Consider the following 10,485-nt stretch of genomic DNA (forward strand, 5'->3'; position numbering starts at 1 on the left):
GGCACCTACCGCAGGGAGAGGGGTGTGATGGCGGGCGGCGCGAGTCATGACGGCGTGACCGACCAGGAGCTGCTCGCCCGCCACGTCGAGGGCGACCCCGACGCCTTCGGTGAGCTTGTGCGCCGTCACCGCGACCGGCTCTGGGCGGTGGCCCTGCGGACGCTGGGGGACCGGGAGGAGGCCGCCGACGCCGTCCAGGACGCGCTCGTCTCCGCCTACCGGGCCGCCCATACCTTCCGCGGACAGGCGGCCGTCACCACCTGGCTGCACCGGATCACGGTGAACGCCTGTCTGGACCGTGCTCGCAAGGCCGCCTCGCGGAAGACCGCGCCCGTCGACGACACCGAACGCCTGGAGCAGCTTCTGGAGCCGCACGAGTCGGCCTCCGCTCCCGCGGAGCGCAACGACCTGCACCGCCAACTGCTGGAGGCCCTGGGCACCCTGCCCGCCGACCAGCGAGCCGCTCTCGTCCTGGTCGACATGCAGGGCTATCCCGTAGCAGAGGCCGCCCGCATCCTCGACGTGCCGAGTGGCACGATCAAGAGCCGGTGTGCCCGGGGCAGAGCCCGGCTCCTGCCGCTGATCACCCACCTGCGTCCGGACGGCAGCGGAGACGGCAGGAAGCCCGGCCCGGAGCGGAACCGGACGCCGGGGGCATCCGTCCCACCGGCAGCGGGACCGCGGCGTGCGGGTCCGCCGGAAGCAGGGCCGAGTGATTCAGCCGCAGTGAAGGGCGGAGGTGGACGAGCGTGACGTCGTCGACGACAGACATGACCGGGCACCCGGACGTCGCGGAGATCTCCGACCTCGCCGAAGGCCTCCTCCCGAGCACACGGACCACCGACGTACGGCGGCACCTGGAAGGCTGCGAGCTCTGCGCGGACGTCTACGCGTCACTGGAAGAGATCCAGGGACTGCTCGGTACCCTGCCTCCTCCAACGCCCATGCCGGACGACGTGGCCGCCCGTATCGACGCCGCCCTGGCGAACGAGCCCCTGCCGGGGAGCGGAGACAGCCCGCGTGTTTCACGTGAAACATCGGCACCGGCCGACCGGCCCGCCGGGCACGCGCGCACCTCCTCCACGGGTCCCGGCCGCAAGGACCGCCGCCGAATGGATCGGCGAAGGATCGCCGTACTCGGCGCCGTGGCCGCCGCTGCCGCGATCGGGCTCGGCTCGGTCATCGTGTCCTCCCTCACCGGTGGGAACCCCTCCCACGACACCGCCCACGAGCAGCAGACCGCACTCCCGGACACCTTCGCCGAGGGCCGGCTCCAGGACAAGGTCGCCGGTCTCCTCGCGGACGGAAGCACCGAGAGCGGCGGATCACGTACGCCGCGCAGTTTCGGCATGGAGTCCGAGAACGGTGGCGAGACCACCGAGAACCATGTCTTCAAGCAGCCGACCGTCCCCGAGTGCATCCGCAAGGGCATCGGCCGCGACGACGCTGTGATCGCCACGGAGCCGGGCGTCTACAAGGGCAGGGAAGCCTTGCTGGTGGTACTGCCCGACGCCACCAATGACACCCGGGTCACCGCCTACATCGTCGAGACAGCGTGCGTGGATCAGCCCGCGGTAGGCAAGGCCAAGATCCTTCTTGAGCACTCCTACACGCGTTCGTAGCGGCCCTTCCAGCCCCTCGCCAGGCGAGCTGTGCCCTGCCGCCGTGTGCCCGGGCACAGCGGGAATGCGCGCCCCGTAGGATCCGTTAGGTGGGGTGAGAGTTCCGAGTGCAGCTCCACCCGGCCCTGAAGACGCAGTCCAGAGACGAGGAATGAAGCCGTGAGCGACGTCCGAAACGTGATCATCATCGGCTCCGGGCCCGCCGGCTACACGGCGGCGCTCTACACCGCGCGAGCGTCCCTGAAGCCGCTGGTGTTCGAGGGCGCCGTCACCGCGGGCGGAGCGCTGATGAACACCACCGAGGTGGAGAACTTCCCCGGCTTCCAGGACGGCATCATGGGCCCCGAGCTCATGGACAACATGCGGGCCCAGGCGGAGCGCTTCGGGGCCGAGCTGATCCCGGACGACGTCGTGGCCGTCGACCTCAGCGGTGAGATCAAGACCGTCACCGACACCGCGGGCACGGTCCACCGGGCCAAGGCCGTCATCGTCACCACCGGCTCCCAGCACCGCAAGCTCGGCCTGCCGAACGAGGACGCGCTGTCCGGTCGCGGTGTCTCCTGGTGCGCGACCTGTGACGGCTTCTTCTTCAAGGACCAGGACATCGCCGTGATCGGCGGCGGGGACACCGCGATGGAGGAGGCCACTTTCCTCTCCCGCTTCGCGAAGTCCGTGACGATCGTCCACCGCCGGGACACCCTGCGCGCCTCCAAGGCGATGCAGGAGCGTGCCTTCGCCGACCCGAAGATCACGTTCGTCTGGGACAGCGAGGTCGCCGAGGTCCAGGGCGACCAGAAGCTGGCAGGCCTGAAGCTGCGCAACGTCAAGACCGGCGAGCTCTCCGATCTGCCGGTGACCGGCCTGTTCATCGCGATCGGCCACGACCCGCGCACCGAGCTCTTCAAGGGCCAGCTCGACCTGGACCCGGAGGGCTACCTGAAGGTCGACGCGCCCTCGACGCGCACCAACCTGACGGGTGTCTTCGGGGCCGGTGACGTGGTCGACCACACCTACCGACAGGCGATCACCGCTGCGGGCACCGGCTGCTCCGCCGCGCTCGACGCCGAGCGCTTCCTCGCCGCCCTCAGCGACGAGGACAAGGCGGAGCCCGAGAAGACCGCCGTCTGACCACCCCATTCCTCGCACCAACCAGTTAGGAGCCCGCTGTGGCCGGCACCCTGAAGCATGTGACCGACGACTCCTTCGAGCAGGACGTCCTCAAGAACGACAAGCCCGTCCTGGTGGACTTCTGGGCCGCCTGGTGCGGTCCGTGCCGCCAGATCGCGCCGTCCCTCGAGGCCATCGCCGCCGAGTACGGCGACAAGATCGAGATCGTCAAGCTGAACATCGACGAGAACCCGGGTACGGCCGCCAAGTACGGCGTCATGTCCATCCCGACCCTGAACGTCTACCAGGGTGGCGAGGTCGCCAAGACCATCGTCGGTGCGAAGCCGAAGGCCGCGATCGTCCGCGACCTCGAGGACTTCATCGCCGACTGACGAACGTCAACCGGCGGTCGCCGACTGACGTTTCACGTGAAACACGAATGGGCCGACCCGAACGGGTCGGCCCATTTGGTGTACAGCGGTTCTCCGGTGACGAGCTACAGCGGACGCAGCGCCGGCTCCTTCTGCACGGCGCCGAGCAGGCGGTCCAGTGCCATCTCCACGTCTTCCTTCCAGGACAGCGTGGAGCGAAGGTCCAGCCGCAGTCGCGGATGCCGAGGATGCGGTCGGACCGTCTTGAAGCCCACCGCCAGGAGATGCTCCGCCGGCAGAACGCAGGCAGGCTCCTTCCAGCGGGCATCGCCGAACGCCTCGATGGCCTTGAAGCCACGGCGCAGGAGATCCTTGGCCACCGTCTGGACCATCACTCGACCCAGTCCTTGGCCCTGGTACCCCGGCATCACGAACGCAGTCATCAACTGAACCGCGTCGGAGGAGACCGGGCTGGTGGGGAAAGCCGTCGAGCGCGGCACATACGCGGGCGGTGCGTAGAGAACGAAGCCCACCGGCACGTCATCGACGTAGACCACTCGACCGCAGGATCCCCAGTCCAGCAGCACGGCGGAGATCCAGGACTCCTTCTCCAGGGCCGGCGTACCGGCCTCTACCGCGGCCTCGCCGCTGACGGGGTCCAGTTCCCAGAAGACGCACGAGCGACAGCGCTGGGGAAGGTCCTGAAGGTTGTCCAGCGTGAGCGGTACGAGCCGGCGCCCCATGAAGGCTGTTCCTCGCTTCCTTCCCCTGCCGCGTCGCGGGCGGCTGCCAGAGCGCTCCGTTCCCTGAGCAGGCTGCCGATGAACCCACCGACCGCGCCCAGCCCCAAGCCCGCGCTCACCCATTCGGTGCGGCTCATCGTTCGCATGGCCCCTGCCTTCCTGCCAGAGGTACCGCCAGGTGACAACGCTCTCCCGCTCGCATCGTATCCACGATGCGGTGGACCCGACACCGACGCAAAGCAAAGGGCGGACCGTGTTCCGGTATGCACCGGACACAGTCCGCCCTGAGCCGCTCCTGCGGCAGTCGGAGCACCTGGACGCTCCACCTGCCGGAGTCAGGACTCGGCGTCCCCGTCCTCGTCCTCCAGAAGGCCCTTCTGCAGCACGGGGCCCTCTCCGGGAGCGAGACTGCCGAGGATCCGCTCAAGGTCGTCCATGGAGGCGAACTCCACGGTGATCTTGCCCTTCTTCTGACCCAGGTCGACCTTCACACGCGTCTCGAAGCGGTCCGAGAGCCGCGTAGCGAGGTCCGACAGCGCTGGGGAGACCAGAGAGCCGGCCCGCGGGCCCTTGGCTCGCTGCGGCTTCTGCGGCCGGGACCCCATGAGGGTCACGATCTCTTCGACCGACCGCACCGAGAGCCCTTCGGCCACGATGCGATGCGCCAGTCGATCCTGCTCCTCCGGGTCATCGACGGACAGGAGGGCTCGCGCGTGCCCCGCGGAGAGCACACCTGCGGCCACCCGGTTCTGCACCTTCGGGGAGAGCTTCAGCAGACGCAGGGTGTTGGACACCTGCGGGCGGGACCGGCCGATACGGTCCGCCAGCTGGTCATGCGTGCAGTTGAAGTCCTTCAGCAACTGGTCGTAGGCGAAGGCCTCCTCCAGCGGATTCAGCTGAGCGCGGTGCAGGTTCTCCAGGAGCGCGTCCAGAAGGAGCTTCTCGTCCTCCGTCGCCCGCACAATCGCCGGGATGGCGTCCAGCTCGAGTTCTCGGCAGGCGCGGAAGCGGCGCTCACCCATGATGAGCTCATAGCGCCCAGGCTCCGTCGGCCGAACGACAACCGGCTGGAGGAGACCGACCTCTCGGATGGAGGTGACGAGCTCGGCCAGCGCGTCGTCGTCGAAGTCCTTGCGCGGCTGCTTCGGGTTCGGCGTGATGGCGTCGAGTGGAACCTCGGCGAAGTGCGCCCCCATGGGCGGCCGAAGCCCTTCGACGCCCCGTGGTGCCGTCAGATCTTCGGTTTCACGTGAAACATGCTGCAGCGTGGCCACCTTCGCCGCGGCCACCCCACGCTCGTTCGGCAGCAGAGGCATCGCCCCAGGGGCAGCAGAAGCCGCACTCCCCAAGGCAGCCGAGGCAACCGACTTCTCGGTCGGGGCGTTAGGGATCAGTGCACCGAGGCCACGACCCAACCCCCTCCGTCGCTCACTCACTGGGTCCCCTCCACCATGCTCGGATCGTTCTGAGCGCCGAGGTGGGCGTGGGTCGCGTCATAGGTGACGCCCACACCCTTCAGCGCGATCTCACGGGCCGCCTCCAGATAGGAGAGGGCTCCGCTTGATCCTGGATCGTAGGTCAGTACCGTTTGCCCGTAGCTCGGGGCCTCGGAGATACGGACCGAGCGGGGAATGCTCGTCCGCAACACCTCCTCGCCGAAGTGGCTGCGCACCTCGTCGGCGACCTGCGACGCCAGCCGCGTCCGGCCGTCGTACATGGTGAGGAGGATCGTCGACACATGCAGCGTGGGGTTGAGATGGCCCCGCACCAGGTCGACGTTGCGCAGCAGCTGCCCCAGCCCCTCCAGGGCGTAGTACTCGCACTGGATGGGGATCAGCACCTCCTGGCCCGCGACAAGAGCGTTGACGGTCAGCAGACCGAGGGAGGGCGGGCAGTCGATGAGGATGTAGTCCAGCGGCTGCTCGTACGCCGTGATCGCTCGCTGGAGCCGGCTCTCGCGTGCGACCAGAGAGACCAGTTCGATCTCCGCACCGGCGAGATCGATCGTGGCGGGCGCACAGAACAGACCCTCGACATCGGGGACCGGCTGGACCACTTCCGAGAGCGGTCGACTCTCGACCAGCACGTCGTAGATGGAGGGCACATCGGCGTGATGGTCGATCCCCAGTGCGGTGGAGGCGTTGCCCTGCGGGTCGAGGTCGACGACCAGGACTCTCGCACCGTGCAGGGCGAGTGACGCGGCAAGATTGACGGTCGTTGTCGTCTTGCCCACACCGCCCTTCTGGTTCGCTACGACCATGACCCGGGTCTGCTCGGGTCGCGGCAGCCCCTCGCCGGCGCGGCCCAAAGCCTCCACCGCCAGTTGGGCAGCACGACCGATCGGCGTGTCGTCCATCGGAGGCGGTGTTTCACGTGAAACATCCGCCCCCATCGACTCGGTACGGGGACCGGGGACCGGATCGGTCATCGGTCCCGCGATATTGGCGTCGGACCGCAAGGATTCACTCTCCTCGACTTCAGGCTCGCAATGAACAGAGCCTCCCATGCCTCCGGGGTCATGAACCAGTGAGGCCTGGTCTTCTGTGGAGAAATCCACCTCTGTGGACAACTCCGTACCCTCCCCGAGCGACCCTAGAGGCTTCCGGTCGCGGGGGTCGGCCGCGGCGCGGCCGCGGCTGATGATGCCGTGCAGCAGTGAGCGACGTTTCACGTGAAACACGATGCACAGCCGCTGATGCCGAACTGCCGCGACACTCCGGCATGCGTCAGCAGGGCAGCTTGTGTGGAGTACGGCCTGGGTGGAGTACGGCTGACCGTTCGAGCCAAGCCGGACGCTATCCGCGACGGCGACGCGTCCGACCGGTCCGTGCGGCCTTGGCCCGCTTGGCCGCGAAGCGCACACCACCGGGGCTCTCGCCCACCTCTACGCGCACCACGGTGGACAGGGGATTCACGACGCCCTCTCCGACGTGGAGGATGGACGTCTGCTCCGCACCGAGTTTGCTCAGCGCCGCGGTCGCCGCCTTCAGCTCCTCCTCGGCCGTGTCGCCCTTGAGGGCGAGCATCTCCCCGTACGGGCGCAGCAGGGGGATGCCCCAGGTGGCGAGGCGGTCCAGTGGAGCCACGGCACGGGCCGTCACCACATGCACCGGCGGCAGCTTGCCCATGACCTCCTCGGCCCGGCCCCGCACCACGGTGACATGGTCCAGGCCCAGCAGCTCGACGACCTCGGTCAGGAAGTTCGTGCGGCGCAGCAGCGGCTCGAGAAGGGTGATCTTCAGGTCTTCCCGCACCAACGCCAGCGGGATACCGGGCAGGCCGGCTCCCGAGCCGACGTCGCACACCGTCACTCCCTCGGGCACGACCTCCGAGAGCACCGCGCAGTTCAGCAGGTGCCGCTCCCAGAGCCGGGGTACTTCTCGCGGGCCGATCAGACCACGCTTCACCCCCGCCTCGGCAAGCAGTTCCGCGTAGCGGACCGCGTCCGCGTAGCGATCACCGAACACATCACGTGCCTGCTCGGGTACAGGGGGGAGCTCCGCTGCCTCCGACACGGGGACCGTCCTTCCGTACGGCACCGGCGCGCCAGGCGCCGGAACCAGAACCACCAGAACTATCAGGCTGACAAAATTCGGCCCCGCCTGCGCAACAGACGGGGCCGGGGAACGAGAGAACCGATCAGGCGGGAAGCACGACGACGAAGCGCTCCGGCTCCTCGCCCTCGGACTCGCTGCGCAGCCCCGCGGCCTTGACCGCGTCGTGCACGACCTTGCGCTCGAAGGGCGTCATCGGCTTCAGCCGCACGGACTCGCCGCTGCTCCTGACCTCGGCCGCGGCCTTGGCACCCAGCTCGGACAGCTCGGCTCGCTTGTCGGCGCGGTACCCCGCGATGTCGAGCATCAGGCGGCTGCGGTCACCGGTCTCGCGGTGCACGGCCAGGCGCGTGAGCTCCTGCAGAGCCTCCAGCACCTCACCGTCCCGGCCGACCAGCTTCTCCAGGTCCCTGCTCTTGCTGTCGCTGATGATCGAGACGGAGGCACGGTCGGCCTCGACGTCCATGTCGATGTCACCGTCGAGGTCGGCGATGTCGAGCAGACCCTCCAGGTAGTCCGCGGCGATCTCGCCCTCCTGCTCGAGGCGGGTGAGGGTGTCTGCACCCTCGGCAGCGGCGGAGATGGTGCCTTCCGTCACGGGATGGACTCCTTCTTACTTCTTCGACGGGGACTTGGGCCGCTGCGGGCCCTTGCGCTGTCCGGACTGGGCCTTGCTGCGGCCACCGCCGGACTTCTGAGCCGGCTTCTTGGCGCCGGCGGCAGGCTTGGCGTCCTGCTGGCCGGCCGGCTCGGCGTCCTGCGGCTCGTCCGACTTGGTCAGCGACGTCTTCGGCTCGGCCTCGCCGGCGGGCTTGGCCTGGCGCTGGGACTTGCTCTGCCGCTTGGGCTGCTGGCGCTTGGGCTGAGCCGCGGTGGCCACGGTCGAGCCGTCCGCGCTCTGGGCGGCCACGGCGGTGTCGCTCTTCACCACGTTGCCGTCGGCCTGAGCCGCCAGGCCCGCCTTGTTCAGACCGTTGATGAACTTCCGCTCGGCCTCGTTGCGGTCCCGGCCCTTGGCGACGATGGCCTTCACGATGGCCTTCTCGCCCCGGCGACGGGTCTTGCCGTGCTCGGTGACGCTCTTGTGCAGCCGCTCCAGGTAGGAGGCCTGCGCCTTGGAGCCCGGCGTCGGGTTGTTGCGGATGACGTACATCTGCTGGCCCATGGTCCACACGTTGGTGGTCAGCCAGTAGACGAGGACACCGACGGGGAAGTTGATACCGAAGACGGCGAACATGACCGGGAAGACGTACATCAGCATCTTCTGCTGCTGCATGAACGGCGTCTTCACCGTGGTGTCGACGTTCTTGGTCATCAGCTGGCGCTGGGTGAAGAACTGCGACGCCGACATCAGCACGATCATGACCGCGGTGATGACCCGGACGTCCGTCAGCGAGGCGCCGAGGGATTCCACCTTGGACGCGCCGTCGGTGAACTTCGCGGCCAGCGGGGCACCGAAGATGTGCGCCTTCTGGGCGCTCTCCAGCAGAGGCTGGTTGATCTTGCCGATGGTGTCGCCGGACGCGATGCCGTTGAGCACGTGGTACAGGGCGAAGAAGAACGGGGACTGCGCCAGGATGGGAAGGCACGAGGAGAGCGGGTTGGTGCCCGTCTCCTTGTACAGCTTCATCATCTCTTCGGACTGACGCTGCTTGTCGTTCTTGTAGCGCTCCTGGATCTTCTTCATCTCCGGCTGGAGCGTCTGCATCCCGCGCGTCGCCTTGATCTGCTTCACGAAGAGCGGGATCAGGCAGATGCGGATGAGGATCACCAGGGACACGATGGACAGGCCCCAGGCCCATCCGGTGTCAGGTCCGAAGATCGCCCCGTACACCGTGTGGAACTGGACGATGACCCAGGAGACGGGCCAGGTGATGAAGCTGAAGAGGCTGGCAATCGTGTCCACTAATCATGCTCCTTGGGCATGGGGCGAGGTCTCTGCGGCCGGGCTCGAAGGATCGGACGAGCTCGGATGAGCAGGCCTTCCTTCGGTGGCCGGTTCGGCGGCGGAGGTCCCGCCCTTGCGTGCCCGCCAGGCGGCACGCAGCATTTCGTGCCACCGCGGGCGCTTGCGCGGCGGAACATGGTCCACGCCGCCCAGCGACCACGGATTGCACCGCAGGATGCGCCAGGCGGTGAGTGCCGTGCCCTTGACGGCTCCGTGCCGGTCGATGGCCGTGTAGCCGTAGTGGGAACACGACGGGTAGTACTTGCACACCGGCCCCAGCAGCGGACTGATCGTCCACTGGTAGAGCTTGATCAGAGCCAGCAGCGGGTACTTCATCGCGCGCCCCCTCCCAGTAGCCGCGCCAGGGCGGCGTCCAGGTCTCGGGCCAGCTGTGCATGGTCGGCGTCACCCGCGCCGGGCAGCGCTCGTACGACTACCAGGCTACCGGGGGGCAACAGGTCGATCCGGTCGCGCATCAGATGGCGAAGCCTGCGCTTCACCTTGTTGCGCACGACCGCGACACCCACGGCTTTGCTCACGACGAAACCCGCACGTGTCCGGGGAGCGCTCTCCCCAGGCGCGTGCGGGTTCGTTGCACCGCTTCGTAGGTGGACGACGAGGGCCGGGCGGCCGGCCCGGCGACCTCGTCGTACCGCGGTCGCGAAGTCCTCGCGCCGCCTCAGCCGGTTCTCGGTGGGCAGCACGATGTCATGACCTGACCGGGATCAGGCGGACAGACGGGCGCGACCCTTGCTGCGGCGGGTCGCGAGAATCGCGCGGCCGGCACGGGTACGCATACGCAGCCGGAAGCCGTGGGTCTTCGCGCGACGACGGTTGTTCGGCTGGAAGGTGCGCTTGCTCACTCGGGGGCTCCAGAAAGATTCGGGTGTTGGCGGGGTGCCGTCCTGGCTGTCACCGTGCGCCCACGAGTAGCTCGCGTTACGCCCGAGTGCACCGCTTTTCGATCACCTTGGACGTGACCTGTGCCCATCGGAGGCAGGCGGCAGCAGCCATCGACAACTCGACCTGGTTACGGTACGTGCGACTGCGCCATTCGGTCAAACCAGCGGTGACCGGGAGACACTTGTCCACAGGCTGGGGACAACAACTTGAACCCTACCCGTCGCGCTGACTACCGTG

At 68.1% G+C, this 10,485-nt stretch carries 13 protein-coding genes; 4 read left to right on the top strand and 9 right to left on the bottom strand.

Annotation, left to right across the window (positions count from 1 at the left end):
• Positions 1 to 27: 27 nt before the first annotated feature.
• From sigM to trxA, 4 genes are all read left to right on the top strand, one after another.
• The gene (gene sigM / locus Sru02f_RS38025; protein ID WP_109029155.1) at positions 28 to 753 is read left to right on the top strand and encodes an RNA polymerase sigma factor SigM; all 726 of its coding nucleotides are present in this window, start codon (positions 28 to 30) and stop codon (positions 751 to 753) included.
• Between the two features lie 17 nt (positions 754 to 770).
• Positions 771 to 1,622 (top strand): anti-sigma factor family protein, encoded by an 852-nt coding sequence (locus Sru02f_RS38030; protein WP_109029156.1) that lies wholly within the window; start codon positions 771 to 773, stop codon positions 1,620 to 1,622.
• A gap of 159 nt (positions 1,623 to 1,781) precedes the next feature.
• Positions 1,782 to 2,750, top strand: coding sequence for a thioredoxin-disulfide reductase (trxB, locus tag Sru02f_RS38035; protein ID WP_109029157.1), 969 nt, complete (start codon positions 1,782 to 1,784; stop codon positions 2,748 to 2,750).
• Between the two features lie 38 nt (positions 2,751 to 2,788).
• Positions 2,789 to 3,121, top strand: a complete 333-nt coding sequence (gene trxA, locus Sru02f_RS38040) for a thioredoxin (protein WP_003975042.1) — start codon at positions 2,789 to 2,791, stop codon at positions 3,119 to 3,121.
• A gap of 104 nt (positions 3,122 to 3,225) precedes the next feature.
• On the opposite strand, the gene Sru02f_RS38045 is transcribed toward trxA, so the two are convergent.
• The 9 genes from Sru02f_RS38045 to rpmH all read right to left on the bottom strand — a co-directional run bounded on the left by Sru02f_RS38045 (position 3,226) and on the right by rpmH (position 10,208).
• Positions 3,226 to 3,843 (bottom strand): GNAT family N-acetyltransferase, encoded by a 618-nt coding sequence (locus tag Sru02f_RS38045; protein ID WP_109029158.1) that lies wholly within the window; start codon positions 3,841 to 3,843, stop codon positions 3,226 to 3,228.
• A gap of 335 nt (positions 3,844 to 4,178) precedes the next feature.
• On the bottom strand, positions 4,179 to 5,279 hold the full coding sequence (locus Sru02f_RS38050) for a ParB/RepB/Spo0J family partition protein (protein WP_109029159.1): 1,101 nt from the start codon (positions 5,277 to 5,279) through the stop codon (positions 4,179 to 4,181).
• Complete coding sequence (locus tag Sru02f_RS38055; RefSeq protein WP_003975045.1) at positions 5,276 to 6,349, bottom strand: ParA family protein; 1,074 nt, start codon at positions 6,347 to 6,349, stop codon at positions 5,276 to 5,278. Before Sru02f_RS38055 ends, Sru02f_RS38050 begins: the two co-directional genes overlap by 4 nt.
• Before the next feature lie 289 nt (positions 6,350 to 6,638).
• A complete protein-coding gene (gene rsmG, locus Sru02f_RS38060; RefSeq protein WP_109029160.1) occupies positions 6,639 to 7,358 on the bottom strand; it encodes a 16S rRNA (guanine(527)-N(7))-methyltransferase RsmG in 720 nt (239 codons plus the stop codon).
• Positions 7,359 to 7,482: 124 nt separating this feature from the next.
• Positions 7,483 to 7,995, bottom strand: coding sequence for a Jag family protein (locus Sru02f_RS38065; protein ID WP_030863460.1), 513 nt, complete (start codon positions 7,993 to 7,995; stop codon positions 7,483 to 7,485).
• A gap of 15 nt (positions 7,996 to 8,010) precedes the next feature.
• Entirely contained in the window at positions 8,011 to 9,303 is a 1,293-nt protein-coding gene (gene yidC / locus Sru02f_RS38070) for a membrane protein insertase YidC (RefSeq protein ID WP_109029161.1), read from the bottom strand.
• 3 nt (positions 9,304 to 9,306) lie between these two features.
• Positions 9,307 to 9,681, bottom strand: coding sequence for a membrane protein insertion efficiency factor YidD (gene yidD / locus Sru02f_RS38075; RefSeq protein WP_003975049.1), 375 nt, complete (start codon positions 9,679 to 9,681; stop codon positions 9,307 to 9,309).
• A complete protein-coding gene (gene rnpA, locus Sru02f_RS38080; RefSeq protein WP_109029162.1) occupies positions 9,678 to 10,049 on the bottom strand; it encodes a ribonuclease P protein component in 372 nt (123 codons plus the stop codon). The genes yidD and rnpA overlap by 4 nt, the downstream gene beginning before the upstream one ends.
• A 21-nt stretch (positions 10,050 to 10,070) precedes the next feature.
• Positions 10,071 to 10,208: a 50S ribosomal protein L34 gene (gene rpmH / locus Sru02f_RS38085; RefSeq protein WP_003975051.1), complete on the bottom strand. Its 138-nt coding sequence runs from the start codon at positions 10,206 to 10,208 to the stop codon at positions 10,071 to 10,073.
• Between the last annotated feature and the right edge of the window lie 277 nt (positions 10,209 to 10,485).

The sequence above is a fragment of the Streptomyces rubrogriseus genome (genome assembly GCF_027947575.1).
GTDB lineage: Bacteria > Actinomycetota > Actinomycetes > Streptomycetales > Streptomycetaceae > Streptomyces > Streptomyces rubrogriseus.

What these genes read in the sequence shown, in the direction of transcription:
- sigM (WP_109029155.1), top strand. Translation starts at nt 28, where the DNA reads ATGGCGGGCGGCGCGAGTCATGACGGCGTGACCGACCAGGAGCTGCTC.
- Sru02f_RS38030 (WP_109029156.1), top strand. Translation starts at nt 771, where the DNA reads ATGACCGGGCACCCGGACGTCGCGGAGATCTCCGACCTCGCCGAAGGC.
- yidD (WP_003975049.1), bottom strand. Translation starts at nt 9,681, where the DNA reads ATGAAGTACCCGCTGCTGGCTCTGATCAAGCTCTACCAGTGGACGATC.
- Sru02f_RS38045 (WP_109029158.1), bottom strand. Translation starts at nt 3,843, where the DNA reads ATGGGGCGCCGGCTCGTACCGCTCACGCTGGACAACCTTCAGGACCTT.
- Sru02f_RS38055 (WP_003975045.1), bottom strand. Translation starts at nt 6,349, where the DNA reads ATGGGAGGCTCTGTTCATTGCGAGCCTGAAGTCGAGGAGAGTGAATCC.